Below are 24,616 nucleotides of genomic sequence, written 5' to 3'. Positions count from 1 at the left end.
GTTCGCTAATTTATTGAAATTATTTTCTTTAATCGAATGTCTTTAGATGAAGTGCCAAGCATAAACTCATAATCTCCACTTTCAAAACTCCATTGTTTTTTTTCTTCATCCCAAAACTGTAAATCTTTTCTAGATATTTCGAATTCGACTTTCTCAGATTTTCCAATATTTATTGAAGTTCTATTAAAACCAATCAATTTCTTAATAGGTCTTTTAGACACTGTTTTAGGTAATTTATAATATAATTGAACAACTTCATCTCCATCATAATCTCCCGTGTTTTTAATAGTAGCAGAAATCATGATTTTATCGTTATTCTTTTTAAGTTTAAAACCGCTATAATCAAATTTGGTATAACTTAAACCGTAACCAAAAGGATATAATTCTTCACCTTGAAAGTACATATATGTTCTTCCATTAGAAACTTCATAATCATCCATTGGAGGTAAATCTGTAATTGATTTATAAAATGTAAACGGCAATCTTCCAGCAGGATTATAATCGCCAAATAATACATCTGCAATAGCTGTACCACCAGATTCCCCAGGATACCAAGCATCAACAATAGCTGGGATGTTTTCGTCCATCCAATTAATAGCCAAAGAACTTCCAGCTACTAAAACCACTATCATGTTCTTGTTTTCGGCGTAAATCTCTTTTATATAATTAATTTGATCTTCTGGTAAATTTAGTGAGGTTTTATCTTTTCCTTCCTTTTCAATAGTTTTATTGATACCCATTACTGCAATTACATAATCACTAGTTTTTGCAGCTTCAATATCTTCGTCATATAAGGTTCCATTTTCATTTCCTGGCACTTCCCAAAGTAATTGGCATACGGCATCGCCTCCATTATCAAAATACTCTAATTTAATAGCATATTTCTCCCCGGCTTCCATGTTAATTTCTACTTGATCGGTAGTTGTTCCACGATTATGCCAAGCATCCACAACTAATTCATTATTTAGCCATAAACGTATCCCATCATCCGAGTTTACTCCAATTTTATAAGTTCCAGAAAAATTAGGCTTAATATACCCCGTCCATCGCATCGATTTATGTCTGTAATTTGTGTACGGATCCGGCGGATTATTTACAGGATCGAAATTCACCACCTTATCTACTCGGGTTTGAGGTGTGCCTTCTAAAAATTTATCGTCAAAATATTCACCATACAAACCAGGTTCATCATTAAAGTCATTTCGTAAATTCTCGGCTTCCAAAATATTTAAATTTCTTGCAGCCGTTTTCCATTTCACGTATTTTACTTCAACCTTATCACCTACTTTATTTTTAATACCTTCGAGTGGTGATATTGGTTTTATAACAGATAACCCGCTATAATCGCCAAAAACAACCTGATTCGCATTAAAACCAACAACCGTAATTTTCTTTATTTTATCTGAATTTAAAGGTAAAATATGGTTTTGATTCTTTAGAAGAACAATTGATTGTCTTGAAGTTTCTAAAGCTAAATTTTGATGTTTTTTAGACCCAATAACTTCAGGTGAAATTTTAGTGTATGGATTATTATCTGTTGAATCGAAAATACCAAGTTTAAATCTTGCTTTTAAAACTCTTTTAACCGATTTATCTATGGATGATTGAGAAACCATCCCTCTTTTAAATGCAGATAATAAATGTTTTGCATAAATATCATTACCACATTCTAAGTCTAAACCAGCCTCAATAGCAACTTTAGCAGCGAGTTCCTTAGTATCAACATAGTGATGAGATTTCACTAAATATGTTGGTGCTCCACAATCACTAACTACATAGCCCGAAAACCCCCATTCGTTTCTTAAAACCGTATTTAAAAGCCAATTATTGGCTGTGCTTGGCACGCCGTTTATGGCATTATAGGCACTCATAATAGATTGTGCGTGTCCTTCTTTCACAGCTGCTTTATATGCAGGAAAGTAATATTCGCGTAATGATTTTTCTGAAACTACAGCATTATAAGCAAATCTATTATCTTCTTGATTATTAGCAACAAAATGTTTTGGGGTTGAAACTACTTTAAGATAGTTTTCATCATTACCTTGAAGTCCTTTTACAAACGAAACACCCATTTTACTGGTTAAAAAAGGATCTTCCCCGTATGTTTCTGGCGTTCTGCCCCATCTAGGGTCTCTCGCCATATTAATGGTTGGCGACCAAAAAGTTAGTAAATCACTGTAAACATTTTTTTGATCTTTACCTTGATTATAGAAATTCCACTTTCCTCTAGCTTCGTCTGAAATTGCCGTTGACACCTTATAAATTAAATCTGGATTCCAAGTTGCAGATAAAGCGATTGCCTGCGGAAAAACAGTAAAACGCCCTCCTTTTACAACACCATGTAAGGCTTCATTACCATGATAATATTTCTCAACATCTAACCGCGGAATGGCTTCTGCTGTAGACACTAGTAATGATACTTTTTCTTCAACAGTTAATCGCTCTATCAAATCATTTACCCGTTCTTCAATAGATAAAGTTTGATTTTGATAAGGATTTAACGTTTGTGCTATTCCTAAAACAGGAACCAAACATAGAATAATTACAAGCCTGTATAGTCTCATTGTATTACAAATATTTTTTTTGAGTTTTTCAATTTTAAAAAACGTTATTAGGCAAATACAAACAGTACAAATCGAATAATTATTTTCCGATGAATTCAACGTTTGTAATTTTAACCACAATAGGGTTTGGCCAAATTTTATCGTTATAAAGTCTTTGTGCTTTACTCACCGAAATTTCCAACAATTTATCATGCTGAATATATCTTGTTGTTGGCGTGTTTTCTGGCCAATATTCTACAACCAAATCATTTTGTCCTAACACAGAAATTATAGAACTCTTAGTTGCCTTTATATTTTTAAGCATAAAATTTCTTCTAAAACCTTTAAACCAATTTTTCTGGTTTGTTATAAAAACATAGGCCGTATTTTCATCTTTAGCTTTGGTAAACCATAAATCGCCATCTTTTATAATATTAGGTACTGTTCTTACATCCTTAACCGCTTCATTATTTACAAACATCCAAAGTGCCATTTCGCGTAAACGTTCCTCTTGTTCTATAGCAAATTCCCCATTAGGTTTTGGTCCCACATTCATTAAAAAATTACCGCCTTTGGCTCTTATTTCAATTAACTTTTTTATTAAATCTCCCCCATCTTTATATTCCTCGTTCGTTGGTTTGTAAGCCCATTGTGTTCCCATCGTCATACAGGTTTCCCAAGGTCCTGGCATGGCGCCATCTGGAATTTTTTGTTCTGGTGTTTTCATTTCTCCTCGAGTAACCACAACATTTGGTGCTATTTCATGTACATATTGCGCCATCGGTTTTGTATGAAATGCATCAAAAAACATAACATCTATAGGTCCATAATTATCAATAAGTTCCTTAACCTGAGATTTATCATAATCAAACAATTCTTTATTAGCTGTAATTTGAGTCATTGGTCCTTTTCTCGAAATTAAATGCCCTTGCTTATGTAGCATACTAAAATCTTCTGGTGAAAAATAAAGTCCCACTTTTAAACCATATTTACGTAAAGATTTAACCAACATACCGGTTATATCTTTTCCGTAAGGTGTGTTCATAATATTAAAATCTGTTGTTTTTGTATCCCACATACAAAATCCATTATGGTGTTTTGTTGTAAACACCACATATTCTGCACCTGTTAATTTAAATAACCTTGCCCACTCATCGGGATCAAATTTATCTGGAAAAAATGTTTTTGGAAGGTCGTTCATATAACGATTCACATAATCATCAGAAGCACCAACCATAGAGTGACTAATAACACTACCCAGCTGTGAATCCATACTCCAATGTATAAATATACCAAACCCCATATCCATAAACTCTTCATTGAGTTCTGGCTTATTTTTAAGCTGTGCAAAAGTTGAAAAACAAATAGTTAACAACAATACTGTGGTTAGTTTTAATTTAGAACTCATTATTTTAGTTTGACTTATTTGACATTTCTAGTTTTAATTCGCCGCCTTTAATAATATCATTATGAGATAGTTTATAGCTTTCAACCTTTTTATTATTCAACTTTACTCTATTAATATAAACATTGGACTCACTATTATTAACTGTTTTAATAGTGAAACTTTCGTTTGAATAATAATCTGGATTCAATTTAATGATAACCTCATCAAAAATAGGACTTCCAATTTGATAATTAGGATTTTCTTCTGTTCCTCCATTCATTTGAAATAATCCAATTTTCATAAGTACCGAAAGGCTTCCCATTAATCCCTGATCTTCATCTCCATTAAAACCTGTAGCTGGAGACAGCCCGCTAAAAGCTTTATTTACAACGGCTCTAGACCAATATTGAGAAAGATCATTTCTTCCTAATTCATTAAAAACAAATGCTGTTTGCATAGAAGGTTGATTACCGTAATTTATAGGAATTCGGCTATATTCCGGATGTAATTCTTGCGAATGTGAATTACCTGCGGTAAACCCAAGTTCTTGTGCTGTTTTAAACTGTGCGTTTAATTTTTCGACCGCTTTATCTGTTCCGCCCATTAAATTTGCTAAACCTTGTAAATCGTGAGGTACAAACCATGTGGATTGTGCGCCGTTAGATTCAATAAAACCATTTTCTGGTTGGTATGGATCAAAATCTTGTTTCCAAACACCTGCTAAGTTTTTCGGGCGCATCCAACTACTTTCTTTATCAAAAACATTTTTGTAATTATTAGATCGTTTTAAGAAGTAATCATAATCGGCTTCGTGATTTAATTTTTTAGCTAATTGAGCTAACGTCCAATCTTGATATGCATATTCCATAGTCATGCTGGCACCATCTTGATGTCCGCCAAACTTCCCTTCTGGAATTGGATATGGCACATACCCGTTTTCTATATAATGTTTTAAACCACCACCTAGATTGGTATCATGCTCGTAACCTGCTTTACCCATAATACCATTAAGCATGTGGTTCCTTTTTAAAGCCTGATAAATGCCTTCTAAATCTTCTGTAATTACACCTTTTTGAATAGCACTTACAATAAACGGTGTAGATGATGCTCCCGTCATAACATAAGTGTAATTTCCACCAGATGGTCCACGAGGAACCATGCCTCCATCTTTATAATATTGCATTAAAGAATGTGTAAAATCGGCCATGATTTCTGGATAAACCAAACCCCAAAGCGTATTGATAGTCCATTGCGCACCCCAAAAAGAATCGGAATTAAAGTGATTGAATTTAGGTTTCCCATTTTTATCTAATGGCAACTGCCCAATTCTAAATGCAGCTCCCGTATTATCAGGATATGAACCGTTTACATCGTTTATAATTCTACGACCTTGCAGTGCGTGCCATAAATCTGTATAAAAACGCCTTTGTGCTTGTTCTGTATTTCCTTTTACATCTATTCTTCCTAATAAATTATTCCATTCACCCTTAGAATCATTTACAATTTGGTCGAAATCCCAATTTGGTAATTCTTCATTTATATTAAGATTTGCATTTTCCACGGAAGTGTACGATATGCCAACCTTCATTAAAATGCTCTTTTTATCTTCTTTTAAACTGACGAGGTAATTACCCGTTTCTTCATCTTTTTCTAAAGCTTCAATTTCAGTATTCAACTTCACTTTAAAATAAACAGTTAACGGTTTTGGTCGGCGATGTGTTGGTTCCATAACCAAATGCCCCGAAAGTTCATTTTTATTATTTTGTTCTAAAACCCCATTCGAATTTTCACAAGGCCCCAAAATAGTATTCAAATTAAAAAGAACGGCTGCATTTTTATTTTCAGGAAACGTAAATTGATGTAAACCCACGCGTTTTGTACTTGTAAGTTTAGTTTCTATTTGGTAGCGCTCCAATTCTAGGCTATGAAAACCAGGTGTTATTTTTTCTTTATCATGGCTGAATTTTGAATAAAAATCTTTAAAAATATTACTTTTATTTTCTTCGGAAATGGTAACTGGCATAACAGAAACACCAGACATTTGCCATGCATGAATATGGCTAAACCCTTTAATAGTATCTGTTTTAAAACGATAGCCACTACCCCAAGCGCCTCCTATTTGTGTATCGGGACTTAAATTAACCATCCCAAATGGGCGATTAGCCGACGAGAAGAAAAACCAACGTGAATTTTCGGTATCTAATAATGGGTATACTTTTGCGGTATAGTCTACAGTAGATTCCGTATTTGTTTTTAAATCCTGATTTACCTCTTGTTTACAAGAAAACATGGCAACACACATAACACTTAAAATGTAAAATCTATTCTTTAGGAGGGGATATAACTTCATTATTCTAGGTTTTTAAGGCGTAATTTTATTTAAATTGTCTTCAATAGCCACTAACATATCGTGCGTAGGAAAACCATTGTTTTGTCTTCTATTTTTTATTGCGTACCAATCTTTCCATTTATCATCTAAATCGCCAGATGCTCTACGTTTGTAAATAGCTTCTAGTTGTTCTTTAGCCGAAGGAAGCAATGCTTTAGCTTCATTTAAAAACGTTACATCTTTAGATGCTTCGAATTGGTTTTTAAGTTTTGTCATACTATGAAGCGTAGTTTCAAAAGTAATTAAATCACTATATAATTGAGTAGGTAACAAAATGTAAGCGTGATAAAAATGAGTGGCTTCTATTTGATAACCTTGCTCTGCTTCCGTTAAGGCCTTCTGTACATTTTTAGCAACATGCTCTGTAGTTTGATAATCTCCTATAACACGTTTATAATCAAAAGGAATTGGAGTTTTTCCTGGTCTTCTAATTGGTGCGTTTGATAAATATGAAACGGCCTCACGAATTTCCCATAAATGTTCTACATAACCTTTACGTCCTTCTTGCGCTTCATGTAAATATTTCATGGAAGCGATAGCATGCTTTGATACTTCATCTGAAAAATATCGAGATGTCCAATCCTTGTAAAATTCATCGCCGTTAAAAGTTTCTGGATTATTACAAACGGCACTGTACGCTTCTAGATTTAATAAAAATGGTCTAAAATTTTGTCCGTTTACCAAACAAAATTTATCAGCATTATAGGTTTCAAACATCTCCTTCATTATGGTTTCTACTTTGTTTGGGTATGGATTATGAACCGTATGGTTTAACCAATATCCTGCATGCATGTAGGTTCCAAACTCATAATTATCGGTAGTATTTGGTAGATGTTCGAAATCGCCAAAACCATGATCGGACCAAAGGACCGTCCAATCTTCCGGAGGTCTAAAACCTTCGTTCCACATTTCCATCCCATCGGAATAGCATACCAAAACTTTTGAAGCATTAGGCTTATATTCGTCTATTAATTTTCCGAATTCTACATATACTTCATTAAACACATCTATTTTATTCTCGCCGCATGAGCTTTCGTATTTCCAGTCCCAAACTTGATGACGTGGACGCAGAATAAAAATATCGGTTTTAGCCAATGGTGTTTCTTCTAAATAGTATCTCCAAGCGCTTAACCAATCTTCTTTATAAGTTTTCCAACAATCGGCTTTATCGGCCGACATAGGGTGTATTTGGTATCCTAACTCAAAATCTATAGCCACTTTCATGCCTTTTAACTGGGCATAATCGATCATTTTATCTATAAAATTAATATCTACTTGATAGTCTGGTTTTAGTTTTTTGTACTCTGGTCGGACATAAAATTCTGGTCGCCCTAACATATCGAACAACTGTATGGCGTTGTAGCGCATACGTACTAAAGCATCTATTAATTCAGTATAAGTTTCCCAATCGTATTCTAGTAATTCACCTCGGTAATTTGCTAGCTCGTCCACATCGTTTTCAAAATAGGCCAAAACGGGTACTTTTGGTGGTGCTATGGTTTTTGCTGTGAAGTTAAAGACGGCTTCATTAGATATTTTATTGGGTGTTTTACCTGTCCAATATTCTAAAGGATCAATTCCTAAAACGTCTTTTGAATAATCGTAAATCGCATACTGCAATCCTTGAACGTCTGAACCTCCAATTACGATAGCGTTTTTATGATTTTTGTGATTTACTTTTGCCCAAATTCCACCACGACTTCCTGGTATTTCAGTAGACAAATTAATATTTTTTTGAATGGCTAATTCTTCGATTAACGCATTTGAAGTTGGTGTTCCTAAAATGAAAACTGTGCCATGTTCTGGAAAAGCTTCTTTTTCTGAAACGATTTTAACTTCGGAAGTAATTACTTTTTGTAAATCTGTTTTTAAATCATTTATAGTGTTTAATTCAACTTTTGATAAATTATCGCCAACCACTAAATAAAAAGATTCATCTACTGTTTTTGTACATGAAAAGCATAAAACAACTATTAATAGAATACTTAAAATGTAATTTTTTTTCATGTTTAAAATGGGATTCAAAATTGATTTTATCTATAATTTTGAGTAAACACTGTTAACGGTTTCTGTTTACTAAAACAAAATGACTCTTGATTAATAAAAATATAGGCAGACATATTCTCGTCTGCCTATATAAACTAACTTAAAACAACTAAATTTTTTAATTTACTATTAATTAATAATTTGGATTTTGAGTCATTGTATTAGGAGAAAGTGTTAATTCTCTATTTGGAATTGGACGCAATAAATGTTTATTAGCATCAAACGCTCCATGGTTTACTACATGTGGATTATAAAGTTCTATCCTTTCTTGTAATTTACCAGTTCTTTTTAAAACAGCCCATCTATTATCCTCTCCTGCAAGCTCTAATGCACGTTCATTTAAGATATCATCTATAGTGATTGAAGTATACTCATTTGCAACACCTGTCGCTCTTTCTCTAACTCTATTAAGATGAGTTAGTGCCGACGTTGTATTACTAGCTCCTAAATAAGCTTCGGCTGCTATTAAATGTGTTTCTGCTATTCTAAAAATAAAAGTATCACGCGCACCTTCTCCTGCTTCACTAAAATCTTCATCATCAAATTTTTTGAAAATCGGAAAATTTGTTTCTTGCGTATTTCTAGAATATGGATAATTAACTTCGGTAGAAAGATCCGAAGGTCTTCCAAATAAATACTGATCTGGTTGATATACCCAATAAAGATCTAAATGTTTTATTAGCTCTGTAGCATCTAAAGCAACCTTTGGAAAGTATACGATAGTATCTCCCACAGATACATTTTCCAAAACAATAGTATCATCAACTAAATCTTTCCATGTACCTTCTTCATCTGCTATAATCGCTCTATGTATTGTAACATCTTCTCTTGAATCATTATCTGTAAATAAAGAATAAAAGAATGGCGTAGGCATATTGCTTCCACTTTTTGATCCATAAGGATTAGCTCTTGACACACCTATTGGTAACTCGAAAACTTGATTCATAAAAATCGCATGCTTATTATTATTCTTTTGTGTAGAAGTACTACCTCCATCCCATTGTGCAGCAAACAAGATTTCATCATTTATTTGATTATCATAATCAAAAACCTGTTCAAATGTCTGACTTCTAATATCATATCCTCCAATGGCTGATTCGGCCAATGTTGCAGCCGTTGAAAAATCAGTACTTAAACCATACGATTTGTATGCTCTTGTTAAATACACTTCAGCCAGTACATGTTGCGCAGCTCTTTTTGAAAACCGCCCTGTCTCTGGAGCAACTTCTAAATCTAAAATAGCAGATTCTAATTCTGAAATAATAAAAGTATAAGTATCTTCTTCTGAAGACCTTGTGTAATCTGAACGGATACTTTGAGGCTCTTCTAAATCCAATACAACACCGCCGTATTGTTGAGCTAAATTGAAAAAAGCTAATGCTCTTAAACCTTTTGCTTGTGCGATACCATAAGCTTTTTCACCTAATTTTCCTTCACTCCAGTTTATTTCATTTTCATAACGATTAATGGCTGTATTAGCCTTTGCTATTACGTCGTAATTATTAGACCAAACACTATTTGTTTCTGGAACCGTAACTCCCACGTAATCATTTCCAGCACTAATAGAGGTAACATCGTTTTGAGTTGTAAAGATATCAGTACCTTCAAATTTATAACCGTAGTTTTTATAAACCGTCCGTACTTGAGTATAAATACCAACTACCAATTGATCGGCATTACTTTCGTCAATAAAATTCTCAACAGTTATATCGGAGAATATATCTTCTTCAATATAGCTATCACAAGCTACAAGCACAGAATTGATCGCTACAAACAATGCTATATATTTTATATTTTTTAATATTTTCATTTTAATATGATTTAAAATTAGTAAGATAATTTAAGTCCAAATAATACAGTTTTAGTCAAATACCCTCCATTATAGTTATTTTGAAGACCTGTTTCAGGATCCGAACCATAATAATCAGTAAATGTAAATGGGTTTTGAACATCTAATGTTACACGTAAACTAGACATTTTTAACTTATCTAATATTGCGTCTGAAAATTGGTACCCCATACCGATGTTACCTATACGAACAAAATCAAAATCGGTATAATACCAGCTAGTATCTGCTCCATATTCTAGAGCTGGATTTTTAGCATCTGGATTATTAGGTGTCCAGTAATCTGCATCTACCTTATTTAATTTAGCATCATCACCTTGCCATGGCACAGAAAGCGAATTAAATTCAGAGTGACCAAAACTACCTTGTCTTGTATAAGCCATTATAGAAAAATCAAAATTCTTGTAAGTGAATGTATTTGTCATACCTCCTGTCCAATCTGGAGATACTTGACCTATTACTCTTCTATCATCATTATCAATATCACCGTCATTATCTTGATCTTTAAATTTATACTCTCCAGGAATTCGATCATATACTGCTGCTTCAGCTATCTCATCTAATTGCCAAATACCAATTTTTTCTAAAGCATAAGTAGCATCAACAGCTTCACCAACTTGTAAAACACCGTGATTTCCGTAAGGAATTAAATCTAATTCTCCTTCTAAGTCTAAAATTTCATTATTGTTTTTAGCAAAATTAAAACTAGTTTTCCAGCTAAAATCTTCTGTTTTGATGTTTACAGTATTCAAAGTTACTTCAACCCCACGGTTACGAACAGAACCATAATTACCAGTGGCAATAGCAAACCCTGTAATAGGAGACAATGTTCTATCCAAAATACTCCCTACTGTTGTTTTGCTATAAAGCTCTAAGCCTAATCGTATTCTATTATCTAGAATTCCTAAATCTAAACCTACGTTATATTCTTTAGATCGTTCCCAAGTTAAATCATAATTATTTAATCCATCTACTACAACTCCACTAGTATAATTCCCTCCAAACACATAGTCAGTATTACTTAAAAAAGCAAGAGAATCATAAGCAGAAACTGTAGTATCATTACCTGCTTCACCATAACTTAATCGTAATTTTAAATTATTCAACCAATCTGCATTTTGAATAAAATCTTCTTCAGATACTTTCCAAGCAAAAGCAGCGGAAGGGAAAAACGCCCATTTATTACCAACCGCTAATTTAGAAGAACCATCATACCTACCGGTAAACGTAAACAAGTATTTATCCAAAATACTATAGTTTAATCTACCTGCAAAAGATGTTAATGACTCTTTTTCATATTCGGTGTCAGCATTTCTAATATCATTATTATTTGACTCTGTATTATAAAATAAATATGCGTCCGTATCAAAGTCTCTAGTTTGTATATTACTAGTCTCTCTTTGATAATAATACACTGAAGAAATAAGGGTTGCTTTTAAATTATGTCCTTCTGCTACATCAAAGTTGAAATTAGCTATATTATCCCAAGTATAAGACGTATCAAAAGAAGTATCATAATATGCCCGAATTCTACTAGCCTCATTACGAGAAGACTTAGTTAACAAACCTCTATATTCTCCAAATCTTGCATTTCTGATATTCGGTGAAAATTGCGTTTTAAAATCAACCCACTCCGTAGGCTTATAGTTCAAAAATATATTGGCTATTACATTCATTGACTTTGTATTTACAGTCCAAGCGCCATTAGCATCATAATACGGATTAAGAAAACGTGAATCTTGATCGTCTGGCGTTAAAATTAGATTACCATCTGTATCACGAGAATTTACTGTTGGAGGAAGACGTTGTGTACTTCTATACAGTTCTCTACTTCCTTCTTCTCTTTCAGAATAAGCTAAATACGCTTTTACACCTGCAGTAAAATTATCTGTAACTTTTTTAGAAAGCGAAGCGCTTAAATTATAACGTTCAAAAGCCTCAATACCTATAACACCTTCGTCACTTAGGTAACCTAACGAAGCACTATAAACTAAACCATTACTTCCTCCAGACATCCCTAAATTATGAGTCTTTTGTATTCCTGTCTTTTGGTAATCCTTAATCCAGTTTGTATAGCGTCTATTAGCAACATTATTAGCTTCTTCATTTGATACTTGAATCTCATTTCCTATGAGAGAAGATATATCAATATTATTATAGTCAGCTACAGTACCTACTCCTGTCGTAAACAGTTTTCCCCACTCTTCACTTCTAATAACATCGCCTACAAAACTAACGTATTCATCTCCATTAAAATAATCAGGCTCATTAGCAACTGTGCTTACCCCTAAAGTAGTCTCATAAGTAAATACTGTTTTACCTTCAATACCGTTTTTAGTTGTTATAATAACCACACCGTTTGAACCACGAGAACCATAAATAGCCGTCGCAGATGCATCCTTTAAAATATCCATTTGTTGAATATCTGCAGGATTTAAAATATTAATATCTTCAAAGAAAACACCATCTACAACATATAAAGGTTTTGAACGATCATCCGTAGGATCATCACTAAGTCCATCTCTACCTGCTACGTTATTTGTAATCGCTGTATTTCCTCTTATTCTAATATTAAGAGGAGCTCCAGGCTTATTACTAAGCGATCGAACATCAACCCCTGCTACTTGACCTTTAACAGCTTGTCCAATATCTGTTTTCTTACGTTCTGTTAAATCACCTGCACTTAAGGATGCTACAGCACCTGTTAAATCTGTACGCTTCACAGAACCATATCCAATAACAACAACCTCATCTAATTGAGCTGCATCTTCTTCTAACTTCACATTTAATGATTTTTGTCCATTATATGTAAGCTCTTGTGTTATAAACCCAATAAAAGAGAAAGTAAGCACATCTCCACTTTTAGCATTAAGCTGAAATTTCCCATCGAAATCTGTGGCGGCTCCATTCGATGTTCCTTTTATAATGACATTTACTCCCGGAATAGGCACATTTTGCCCATCGGTTACTACTCCTGAAACTTTTGCCTGACCCCAAGAGGTACTCGCATAACCTATTAACAAGGTCATTAATAAGAGTTTTAGTTTTTCCATATTATTATTTAGTATTAGTTATACCGCTAATGTATAGTTAAAAGTTTGTTAAAGAATGGACAATTCGCTCCAAATTATGGATACAATCGTCAGTTCCTAAAAACCTAATCCTTACAAAAAACCCAGTATTCATAGATGTTAAGCACAAAAAAATTAGACCAATTAATCCATCACTTTGCAGAATACGTCCATTTAAAAATGGATAAAAAAAAGTATATTAGTAGAATAATAACTAAGCTATTTTAAAATGAAAAAAACCACTATTTACAGTAAAGTCCTATTTATTGTTTTAGCAACTGTGTTCCTTAACTGTAAAGAAACCCCGAAAGACAACACGCCATGGCAAGCACTTTTTGATGGAGAAACCCTTAACGGCTGGCACCAATTAGGCGGAAAAGCGACATATGCTGTTCGTGACCAATCTATTATTGGTACAACCGTACATAATACACCAAATTCATTTTTAACTTCGGATAAAATGTATGGTGATTTTATTTTAGAACTCGATTATAAAGTAGATTCTACAATGAATTCTGGTATTCAAATTAGAAGTAATAGTTTCCCTGATTATAGAGACGGACGCGTTCACGGATATCAAGTTGAAATCGATCCATCTAAAAGAGCCTGGAGCGCAGGTATTTACGACGAGTCTAGACGCGGTTGGTTAAACACTATGGAAAACAACCCTGAAGCACAAAAAGCTTTTAAACAAAACGATTGGAATCATTACCGTATTGAAGCTATTGGTGATACATTAAAAACATGGATAAACGATGTTCCTGCATCTTATTTAATAGATGATAAAACTGCAAGTGGGTTTATTTGCTTACAAGTACATGGTATTCATGCTGATAAAAAAGAAGGCACAGAAATTATTTGGAAAAATATTAAAATATTAACTGACAACCTTAGTGAATATGCTAAAAAATCGCCACTTGAACCTATAATTACAAAAAACCATTTAACTATAGATGAAAAGAAAAACGGATGGCAACTACTTTGGGATGGTAAAACAACCAACGGATGGCGTGGTGCAAAACTAGAAGAATTTCCTGAAAATGGATGGAAAATCGAAGACGGTGTACTTAGCGTTCTAGCTTCTGGTGGTGCCGAGTCTACTGCCGGTGGTGATATTGTTACAAAAGAACAATTTGGTGATTTTGAATTAAAAGTTGATTTCAAATTAACACCTGGTGCAAATAGTGGTATTAAGTATTATGTAGATACTAATATTAATAAAGGAGCAGGATCTTCTATTGGTTTAGAATATCAAATTTTAGACGATGCTTTACATCCTGACGCAAAATTAGGAAACCATGATGGTAGTAGAACCGTAAGTTCTTTATACGATTTAATTCAAGCCGATGTAAACAAACCTATACATCCAATTGGAGCATGGAATACAGCACATATTATCTCTAAAAACAACCATGTTGAACATTGGTTAAACGATGTAAAAGTTTTAGAATACGAAAGAAAAAGTGAAGATTACTTAAAATTAGTATCGGAAAGTAAATATGCCAAATGGCCAAATTTTGGAGAATTAGATAAAGGAGAGATACTACTTCAGGATCACGGCGATTTAGTATCCTTTAAAAATGTAAAAATTCGTCCTATTAACTAAATTCAAACCAACTAAACCCAAGATTTAAATATTATGAGTTCAAATAGAAGAGATTTTTTAAAAAAAACAGCTTTAGGTGCTGTTGGAGTTACATTAGCTTCTAACAGCTTAAATGCCATGTCGGCAAAAAGTTATTCTAAAATAATTGGTGCTAACGATCGTATAAACGTAGCTATCCAAGGCTTGGGTCGTCGTTACGGTGCATACATGTCCGCTATTGGAGATAAAAACAATAATATTGAGTTAAGCTATTTATGCGATGTCATGAAAAGCCAACGCGATAAAGCAGCTATTGCCGTATCTGAAAAACTAGGTAAAACACCAAAACTAGAAAACGACATTAGAAAAATAATAAACGATAAAGATGTCGATGCTATATTTATGGCAACTCCAGATCATTGGCACGCTCCTGGTGCTTGTATAGCTATGCAGGCGGGTAAAGACGTGTATTTAGAAAAGCCTTGTAGCCACAATCCAAAAGAGGGTGAGTTACTTGTTGCTTATCAGCAAAAATATAATAAAATTGTACAAATGGGGAATCAACAACGTTCTTCATTACAATCGCAAGAAATTATAAAAGCCATTCACGAAGGTGTTATTGGTGATGTGTATAATGCCATTGCTTTTTACACCAGTAAACGTGGGCCTGTGCCTCACCAAACAAAAACAGCTCCACCAGAAGGGTTAGATTGGGAATTATTTCAAGGGCCAGCACCAAGGAGAGAATATACCGATGATACTTGGAATTATAACTGGCACTGGTACGGTTGGGATTATGGTACAGCCGAAATGGGTAACAATGCCACACACGAATTAGACATTGCACGTTGGGCTTTAGACGTTAAATACCCAGAACATGTAGATGTTAAATCTGGGAAATTCCATTATAAAGATGATGGTTGGGAAATGTACGACACTATGGAAGCAACATTCCGTTTTGCGAACAACCGCTCTATTCAATGGGATGGACGTAGCAGAAATGGTTACGATAAATATGGTGCTGGTCGTGGAACTATAATCTATGGTTCTAACGGTTCTGCTTTTATTACTCGTGATGGTTATAAATTATACGATATTAAAGGAAAAGAACAAAAACAAAACCTAGTTCCGGGTATTGAAGATGGTAACAAACTGGGAGGCGGCGGCCAACTTTCTAAAGCACATACCGTAAACTTTTTTGATGCTATTAGAGGAAAAGCACCATTAACATCACCAATAGAGCAAGGCGCTATTAGCCAAATGCTAACCCATTATGCAAATATTGCCTCTAGAATAGACGATTCGTTTGAAGTAGATGAAACTACCGGACGTATTTTTAATAGAGAAGCCATGAAACTATGGTCTAGAACATACGAACCAGGTTGGGAAATTAAACCTGTTTAATAAAAGAAAATGAAACCTCGAGACTTTATGCCTCGAGGTTTCTGTTTAAATTACTATTCCTATTAAAACAGGAATTTATTACTATTCTTATTATAAAAAACCAAATGAAAAGAAGAGAATTTATAATTAAAGGAGCTATGGCCTCCGCTGCCATTACAACTTCGGCTGCAGCCATGACTAATGTATTTGATTTTAAACACGCAAACGATGCTTTAAACATTGGAATTATTGGAACTGGAGACCGAGGAACTGGCCTTTCTGCTAATATAAATTCCATTAATAATTTCAATATTATTGCCTGTTGCGATACCTTACCTTTTAGATTAGAAAACGGATTAAAAGCTGCTCTTGGAAAAGCTAAAGGTTATACCGATTATCGTAAACTTTTAGATAATAAAGATATTGATGCTATTTTAGTTACCACACCATTTAATACGCACTCGCAAATTGCAATGGATGCTTTAGATGCTGGCAAACATGTATATTGTGAAAAAACAATGGCCAAAGGTTTCGGAGGTATCCAAAATTTAGTAGATAAAGTCGATCAATCCGATCATGTTTTTCAAACAGGGCATCAATACCACAGTTCTAGACTTTACACCCATGTTGTAGATTTAATTAAAGGAGGAAAAATAGGAGAAATTTCAGCCTTTGAATGCCAATGGAACCGACACGGAAACTGGAGAAGAGACGTACCAAGTCCAGAATTAGAAAGACAAATTAACTGGCGTATGTATCGCGAATATTCGGGTGGTTTGGTTGCCGAACTTTGCTCGCATCAAATAGATTTTGCTAATTGGGTTTTAGGAGAAACGCCTAATCAAGTTATGGGAACAGGTGGAGTAGATTATTACAAAGACGGACGAGAAACTTACGATAATATTCACTTAATTTACAATTACCCAAGTGGTGTAAAAGCAAAATTTACGTGTTTAACCAGTAATGCAAAAGATGGATACCAAATAAAAGTTATGGGAGATAAAGGCACCATAGTTTTAGGTTACAGCAAAGCGTGGTTTTTCCCCGAAGGAGACAAGAAAAAAGAATTAGGCATTGTAGATGGTGTATCTGGAGCGACTTCCAAATGGGAAAAGGATTTAGGAATCCCTATTGAAATAGAACATAAAGAGGCTAGCCTACAAGCTTTAATAGATTTTAAAAACAGCGTAACAAACAATAGCAAACCAATTTCAGATATTAAAACAGGAGCAAATACGGCAATTTGCGTTCAAATGGGCTTAGATGCCATGTATACTAACAGTATTATTAAACAAGATTCTTTTAAAGGCTTTAAATTTTATGAATAAACACATTTCTCTTCTAATTATCCTAGTAGTAGCATATTTAAATTTAGGCGCTCAAAACTCAACAGACAAAATTGATTTAGAGAGCTCTTTAATTCAACCAAAAAACATAATAAAAATTAGTGATGGTCATTATTTTATAGACTTCGGAAAAGCTTTTTTCGGTAATGTTGAAATCACACCAAAGGCCGGCCAAAATGATTCTTTAGTATTTCATTTAGGTGAAAAGTTAGATTCAGAATTTCACATTGATAGAAACCCCGGAGCCACTATTCGCTATAGAAAATCAAAGATGAGTGGGTTAATAGCAAATCAAACCACATTACCAGAATTAGTACCCTATAAACGAAATACAACAGGCGCTGCTATTTTATTACCAGATAGTATTGGGACTATTATCCCCTTTCGTTATTGCGAAATTGAAAATTTAAAAATTCCGATTGAAGATCTTCAAATAAAACAAAAAGCCCTTCATTATAAATTTAATGATGATGCAGCCACTTTTTCGTCTTCAAATAAAATGATGGATTCCATTTGGGACTTTTGTAAACACACTATAAAAGCGACAAGTTTTACAGGTTATTATGTGGATGGCGATCGCGAACGTATTCCTTACGAGGCTGATGCATACATCAATCAATTAAGTCATTACAGCGTAGATAATAACTACGAAATGGCAAAACGTACCAATGAATATTTTATTGATAATCCAACTTGGCCAACCGAATGGTTACTACATACCGTTTTAATGTTTTATACAGATTATATGTACACGGCTGATATAGCGCCATTACAAAAATATTATGATAATTTAAAACTAAAAACCTTAATGGACTTAGAACGTGCCGACGGCTTGATTAGTTCTAAATCGCCAAAATTCACGGAAGCATTAGCTTTAAAACTTGGATTTAAAAAAGGAAGTAAAAAAATCCAAGACATTATAGATTGGCCTCCTGCACAAAAAGACACAGGTTGGAAATTAGCAACGGCAGAAGGAGAACGTGATGGCTATGAAATTGTTCCTGTAAATACCGCTATTAACTCTTTTTACTATTACAATTTAAAATTAATGACCGAGATTGCTGGTTTTCTAGATAAAAAAGAAGACGTTGCTTTCTTTAAGCAGAAAGCAGAAAAAGTAAAAGAAACCATTAACACCAAACTATTAGATACAAAAAAAGGCTATTATATAGATGGCGAAGGCTCTACGCACTCCGCTTTACACGCAAATATGTTACCCTTAGCTTTCGATTTGGTTCCCGAAAAACATATTGCTTCGGTTACAGAATTCGTAAAATCTAGAGGTATGGCTTGTAGTGTTTATGGTTCGCAATATTTACTAGAAGGTCTTTACAAGAATGGAGAAGCTCAATATGCCGCAGATTTAATAACTAGTACTACGGGCGACCGAAATTGGTGGAACATGATGAATGTTGGTTCCACAATGGCTATGGAAGCTTGGGATTTAAAATATAAACCAAATTCCGATTGGAACCATGCTTGGGGAACAGCTCCTCTAAACGTTATTACTAGATACATGTGGGGAATTAAGCCTAAAACAGCTGGTTTTAAAGTAGCACAAATTGAACCTCAATTAGGTGATTTGTCTTTTTCGTCAATTAAAGCACCTACTAAAAACGGTTTTATTTTAGCTGAATTTAAAAAGAAAAATGATAAAACAGATGTTTATTATATTACAATTCCGAATAATATGTCTGCTGAATTTATACTTCCTAAAAATGTGAAAAAAGTATTTTTAAATAATAAGAAGGTTAAAAATTATGATAGTTATTTAAATCTTAAAAGTGGTGAGCATGTTATTAGAATTGACCACTAAATAGTTGAAACTATTTAAAGAAATTATGTCTATAATATTAAATCAATACGGAATCTATTCTTGAATATATATAAAGATGAATATTAAAAAAATTTATACTTTTGATTTAAGAAATTATAATCTTATTTTAAGTCTAGACCTTGAATACACAACGTTATAAACATAATAATTATGAAAAAAGTTTTTAGTATCTCAATATTCCTACTAATATTTCAACTGACATATTCGCAAACTTGTGAAAACATTTCGCCTTATAAAAAAGGCATGTCCATGGAATACACTAATTATAATAAGAAAGGTAAAATACAATCGGTTGAGAACCATTTTATCGAATCTGTTACAAATGAAGAAGGGAGTCTAAACATTAAAATTAAATCATCTGAAGGCAAAAAAGCTAAAAACGAAAGAGAATATATTTTGAAATGTGTTAATGGAGATTTTTATGTTGACATGTCTAACTATACATCACTTCAAAATGAAGACCAGAAAGACACTTTCAAAGTAAAAGCTACTGGGGATTTTATAGAATTCCCTGAAGGCATGAAAGTCGGAACTGTTTTAGAAGATGGCAACATTGCTTTAGAAGTTGGAAGCGGAGCTTCTTTTGCACCAATGGCTAATATGAAAGTTCTCAACAGAACTGTTTTAGAAAACAAGTCGCTTACCATTAAAGCAGGAACTTTTGATGGATATAAAATCTCTTTTGATTATGTATTCAATTTAGGCCTATTAAAATTTAGAGGATCTGGAATAGAATGGTATGTAAAAGGAATTGGAATAGTAAAAAGCGAAAACTATAGTAAAAAAGGAAAGCTTCGTTCTTATAGAGAATTAACTAAAATCAATAATAATTAAACTAAACTTCTAATTTGTTTTATTTAACAGAAAAGAGATTATAATTCAAGCCTACTAAAAAAAGATTGGATTTCTTATCTCGTTCATTACATTTTCTCTAATTGAATAGATTTAATATACAAAAACACTTATTATAATCCGAAATAGAATTGGAACACACATAACAGAAAAATTCTTAACACTAAAATGAAAAAAAGTCTCTTAATCCCTTCCCTAATCCTTTTAATATTTATTTCAACTTTTGGGTTTGCTCAAGAATTAAAACCAAATAATTTATTCTGCAACGGTATGGTTTTACAACAAAACATGCCGGTTCCTGTTTGGGGAACAGCAAAACCAAATCAAAAAATAAAGGTAGTATTTGGTAAACAAAAAGTATCTACTACTACAAATAGAAACGGGAAATGGTCTATAAAACTAGCACCATTAAAAGCTTCTAAAATTGGTCGAGACATGATAATTTCGGGAAGTAGTAAAATTAAAATTTCTAATGTATTAGTTGGTGAAGTTTGGATTTGCTCTGGACAATCTAACATGCAATTCTCCGTAAATAATGTTCCTGAAATTAAATCACTTATTCCTTTTGCTAAAAACATTAGAACTTTTGAAGTAAAAAGACAAGTTTCCTTAAAAGAAGCAGAACAAGCATCAGGAACTTGGACAGAGACCAACCCGAGCAGCGCTGTAGCTTTTGATTTTGCATTCTTCTTAGAAAATATTGGAGATGTCCCTGTCGGAATTATTTTATCATCTTGGGGAAGTTCTTCAATCGAAGCTTGGATGCCACGAGATATGGAAAACGACTTACCTTATTTTAAAAGCATAATGGACGATTTTGATAAAGATACGGCAACTCGTAACCGACTTGAAAAAGCTATAAATACACCCAACGGTTGGAATAATAAAGAAGATATTTTTATGAGACGTCAACCAAATGTAGTATATAATGCCATGATGAAACCACTTGCACCTTACGCCTGCCGTGGACTTGTATGGTATCAAGGAGAGCGCAACGCCCGTTATCTTACGGGTGTTCCTGAAGTTACCGAAGCCAACTGGTTCCATAGAGTGGTTGGAATAAAAGAATATGGAGACGTTTTAAAATTATGGATTGAACGTTACCGCCAAGAATGGCAAAATAAAAACATGTACTTCTCTATCGTTATGCTTCCTGGCTACGGAAAAGGCACTCATACCACCCCAAATATCGATTCTAAAAATCCAACCGAAGAATCTTGGGCATGGATGCGCGAATCGCAATTAAAAGCTTTAGAATTACCAAACACCAGCGTTGCAAACACTATAGATTTAGGTAGTGAAACTAATATTCACCCAACAGATAAATTCCCCTTAGGACAACGTTTGGCTCTTTTAGCTGCTAAATACACACTAAACCAAAACGTAGTTGCCGAAGGCCCTATTTTTGATAAAGTAGACATCGAAAACAATACTTTAATTGTTCATTTTAAAAATAATATAGGCTTAAAAACGAATAACAGAAAAGCACCTTCAGGGTTTTGGATTGCCGATAAATCTTTAAACTGGCAAATGGCCGAAGCTGAAATTATTGAAGAAACAGTAGTCCTTCAAAATAAATCAATAAAAAAACCTCTATACATTCGTTACGCTTTCGCAGGAAAACCAGATGTTAATTTAGTGAATAATGCTGAATTACCTGCTTATCCTTTTCGAACGGATTTTTAAGGGTAAATCTAGATTTAGATAAAAAAGCACCGTTAATATCTAAATTAACGGTGCTTTTTATATAATTCTAAATATTTACTGATTATCTAAAACCAATTTTTCATAATATTTTTTTCAGTATTTGGTTTTTCGTTATGTATAAATTCATTTTTAATGGCGTTATACTCGTACTCTTTTCCCCAAGCCTCGTGATTTTTGGCAACTTGACTTATAGCCTCGCAAATAAACTCAACCTCAGCATTTGTAAAAGTTGGATGAATAGACATTCTAATCCACCCCGGACGCTCTATTAAACAACCTTCAAGTATCTTTACTTCAATCGATTTAGAAGTATTCTCATCAACATTTAATAAATAATGTCCATAAGTACCAGCGCAAGAACAACCACCTCTAGTTTGCACACCAAAACGATCGTTTAAAAGTTTCACAACTAAATTATAATGAGCTTTTTCAATATAAAATGAAAACACTCCTAACCTATCTGTATGCTCTGGTGCTAAAATTTTAAGATTTTCAATGGCTCGAAGTTTATCGAAAATTATAGAGTTAAGTTCATGCTCCCTATCTAAAAGATTCTGAATACCCATTTTTTCTTTCAACTGAATAGAAAAAGCAATTTTTATAGTTTGCAAAAAACCGGGCGTTCCGCCGTCTTCACGAGTTTCAATATCATCTATATAATCGTGATCGCCCCATGGATTGGTATAACTCACTGTACCTCCACCAGGATTATCTGGCACTAAATTTTTATATAATTTTTTATTAAAAACTAACACGCCTGAAGTTCCTGGGCCTCCTAAAAATTTATGAGGAGAAAAGGTAATAGCATCCAAATATTGTTCTTCATCTTCGGGGTGCATATCAATATGCACATAAGGTGCCGAACATGCAAAATCAACAAAACATAAACCATTATTTTGGTGCATGATTTTAGCAACATCATAATATGGTGTTCGGATTCCTGTTACGTTAGAACAACCAGTAATAGCGGCAATTTTTACGGGAACATGATTGTACTCCACCAATAATTTCTTTAACCCCTCTAAACAGGGTAATCCATTGGCATTAGATGGAATCACTTTTACGCATGCAATAGTTTCTAACCATGATGTTTGATTGGAATGATGCTCCATGTGCGACACAAAAATTATTGGTCGTTTTTCATCTGGAACCTCTGTGCTATCTTTTAAATTTTCATTCAATTTGATACCCAAAATACGCTGAAACTTATTGATAGCACCTGTCATCCCCGTACCAACCGTGATTAAAACATCATCTTTAGAGGCATTAACATGCTCCTTTATAATTGCTCTAGCCTTGTGATACGCATGCGTCATCACGCTACCAGTTATGGAAGTTTCTGTATGTGTATTAGCCACATAAGGACCTATATCCTTTAAAAGTTTATCTTCAATTGGGCGATATAAACGTCCGCTTGCTGTCCAATCGGCATAAATTATCTTTTTCTTACCATATGGCGACTCAAAATAAAGATCGACACCTACAACATTATTTCTAAACTGCTCAAAATAATGTTCCAAGTTATTACTTTCATCCTTAGATTTAAAAATACTTTTTAAGACATCCATTATTGAGAATTTAAAAATGATTTACATTGATTTTTTTTTAAACTTCAAAAGTTTATATAGCCAAAGATTCTAGTAAGGTCTTTAATTGTGGGCTAGATGGTCTTGGCGCATCTGCTTTTACAATATTACCTTCTGGATCGATTAGAATAAATCTTGGAATACCAGTTACATTATAAGCTGTAACAAAAGAGCGATCTTCTTTAGCAAACAATTGTACGCCTCCTAATTCTTTTTCTTCAATCATAGTACGCCATTTAGCATGCGCGTTCTGATCGTCTACCGAAATACTTACAAACTGAATATTTTTACCGTGATATTCTTTTTCAACAGCTTTTAGAGATGGTATTTCTGCCAAACATGGTCCGCACCAAGTAGCCCAAACATCAATATAAACATACTTTCCTTTTAAATCGTCTAAAGATGTATTTCCACCATTATAATTTTCGTAATCCACAAATTTAGGAGATTCCGTTCCGTTAAGAGCAGAGGATTGCTGTTTTTGTGCGTACATTTCCTGGAGCTGATTTTGTAACCCAACCGCTTCTTTTTCTTCGCTTACAATAAATAAAGAATCTAAATCGCCAGCATTATCAAGTAAATCTTTAAATGTTTTATTACTCTTTTTCACTTCTTCATTAAAAGCAGCTTGATCTAATTCAAATAGTGTTTCTATATCGAAAACCTCTTCCATTAACAAAGCCTTTTTTGCTAAATAATTACTAGCCTCGGCTCCTGTACCTTCAAAAGCTATTGTTTCATCGAAAGATTTAGTATCTAGCTTCATCTTTAAATCGTATCCGTTTTTTAAATATAGACGAGCTTGCTCTGCACCATCATACATTAGAAAAACACCTGGTTCTACTTTTAAAGTATCCGAAAATGTTCCATCAGGTTTAACCTTTATTACTTTTGAAACTGTCCTGCTTCTTACAAATAGAGAATCGGAATTCTGATTTGTAATCGTTCCCGAAAACGTAACATAATCTTTTGGTGCTTCTTCTTTACACGCTGTAAATACTAATCCTACCAATAATAAATAAATAAAATGCTTCATCT

14 protein-coding genes are annotated in these 24,616 nt (G+C 33.6%); 6 read left to right on the top strand and 8 right to left on the bottom strand.

Going from position 1 to position 24,616, the window contains the following annotated elements; all coding sequences use genetic code 11:
- Window positions 1-5: 5 nt before the first annotated feature.
- The 6 genes from GQR97_RS10040 to GQR97_RS10015 all read right to left on the bottom strand — a co-directional run bounded on the left by GQR97_RS10040 (window position 6) and on the right by GQR97_RS10015 (window position 13,264).
- Entirely contained in the window at window positions 6-2,564 is a 2,559-nt protein-coding gene (locus GQR97_RS10040; RefSeq protein WP_158847973.1) for a glycoside hydrolase family 3 protein, read from the bottom strand.
- A 79-nt stretch (window positions 2,565-2,643) separates the two neighbouring features.
- Window positions 2,644-3,951 (bottom strand): alpha-L-fucosidase, encoded by a 1,308-nt coding sequence (locus GQR97_RS10035; RefSeq protein WP_199269838.1) that lies wholly within the window; start codon window positions 3,949-3,951, stop codon window positions 2,644-2,646.
- 4 nt (window positions 3,952-3,955) lie between these two features.
- Complete coding sequence (locus GQR97_RS10030) at window positions 3,956-6,280, bottom strand: GH92 family glycosyl hydrolase (RefSeq protein WP_233267513.1); 2,325 nt, start codon at window positions 6,278-6,280, stop codon at window positions 3,956-3,958.
- A 12-nt stretch (window positions 6,281-6,292) separates the two neighbouring features.
- Window positions 6,293-8,326, bottom strand: a complete 2,034-nt coding sequence (locus tag GQR97_RS10025) for a glycosyl hydrolase 115 family protein (protein WP_158847971.1) — start codon at window positions 8,324-8,326, stop codon at window positions 6,293-6,295.
- A 172-nt stretch (window positions 8,327-8,498) separates the two neighbouring features.
- Window positions 8,499-10,175 (bottom strand): RagB/SusD family nutrient uptake outer membrane protein, encoded by a 1,677-nt coding sequence (locus tag GQR97_RS10020; RefSeq protein WP_158847969.1) that lies wholly within the window; start codon window positions 10,173-10,175, stop codon window positions 8,499-8,501.
- A 17-nt stretch (window positions 10,176-10,192) separates the two neighbouring features.
- Window positions 10,193-13,264 carry a SusC/RagA family TonB-linked outer membrane protein gene (locus tag GQR97_RS10015; protein WP_158847967.1) on the bottom strand — a complete coding sequence of 1,024 codons (3,072 nt, stop codon included), beginning with the start codon at window positions 13,262-13,264 and terminating at the stop codon, window positions 10,193-10,195.
- A 247-nt stretch (window positions 13,265-13,511) separates the two neighbouring features.
- On the opposite strand from GQR97_RS10015, the gene GQR97_RS10010 reads away from it, so the two are divergent.
- From GQR97_RS10010 to GQR97_RS09985, 6 genes are all read left to right on the top strand, one after another.
- Window positions 13,512-14,888, top strand: a complete 1,377-nt coding sequence (locus GQR97_RS10010) for a DUF1080 domain-containing protein (RefSeq protein ID WP_158847965.1) — start codon at window positions 13,512-13,514, stop codon at window positions 14,886-14,888.
- A gap of 33 nt (window positions 14,889-14,921) precedes the next feature.
- Complete coding sequence (locus GQR97_RS10005; protein WP_158847963.1) at window positions 14,922-16,271, top strand: Gfo/Idh/MocA family protein; 1,350 nt, start codon at window positions 14,922-14,924, stop codon at window positions 16,269-16,271.
- 104 nt (window positions 16,272-16,375) lie between these two features.
- Window positions 16,376-17,578: a Gfo/Idh/MocA family protein gene (locus GQR97_RS10000; RefSeq protein WP_158847961.1), complete on the top strand. Its 1,203-nt coding sequence runs from the start codon at window positions 16,376-16,378 to the stop codon at window positions 17,576-17,578.
- A complete protein-coding gene (locus GQR97_RS09995; RefSeq protein WP_158847959.1) occupies window positions 17,571-19,412 on the top strand; it encodes an alpha-L-rhamnosidase C-terminal domain-containing protein in 1,842 nt (613 codons plus the stop codon). The genes GQR97_RS10000 and GQR97_RS09995 overlap by 8 nt, the downstream gene beginning before the upstream one ends.
- Before the next feature lie 171 nt (window positions 19,413-19,583).
- A complete protein-coding gene (locus GQR97_RS09990; RefSeq protein WP_158847957.1) occupies window positions 19,584-20,267 on the top strand; it encodes a hypothetical protein in 684 nt (227 codons plus the stop codon).
- Between the two features lie 186 nt (window positions 20,268-20,453).
- The gene (locus GQR97_RS09985; RefSeq protein WP_199269930.1) at window positions 20,454-21,971 is read left to right on the top strand and encodes a sialate O-acetylesterase; all 1,518 of its coding nucleotides are present in this window, start codon (window positions 20,454-20,456) and stop codon (window positions 21,969-21,971) included.
- Window positions 21,972-22,057: 86 nt separating this feature from the next.
- Here GQR97_RS09985 and GQR97_RS09980 read toward each other — a convergent pair whose 3' ends face one another.
- On the bottom strand, window positions 22,058-23,560 hold the full coding sequence (locus tag GQR97_RS09980) for an aminotransferase class V-fold PLP-dependent enzyme (protein WP_158847955.1): 1,503 nt from the start codon (window positions 23,558-23,560) through the stop codon (window positions 22,058-22,060).
- A gap of 52 nt (window positions 23,561-23,612) precedes the next feature.
- Window positions 23,613-24,614: a TlpA family protein disulfide reductase gene (locus GQR97_RS09975; protein WP_158847953.1), complete on the bottom strand. Its 1,002-nt coding sequence runs from the start codon at window positions 24,612-24,614 to the stop codon at window positions 23,613-23,615.
- Between the last annotated feature and the right edge of the window lie 2 nt (window positions 24,615-24,616).

The organism is Algibacter sp. L1A34 (assembly GCF_009796805.1).
Taxonomy (GTDB): domain Bacteria; phylum Bacteroidota; class Bacteroidia; order Flavobacteriales; family Flavobacteriaceae; genus Algibacter.
Note: the sequence above shows the minus strand (reverse complement) of the source record. Positions and strands in the feature narration are given on the sequence as shown.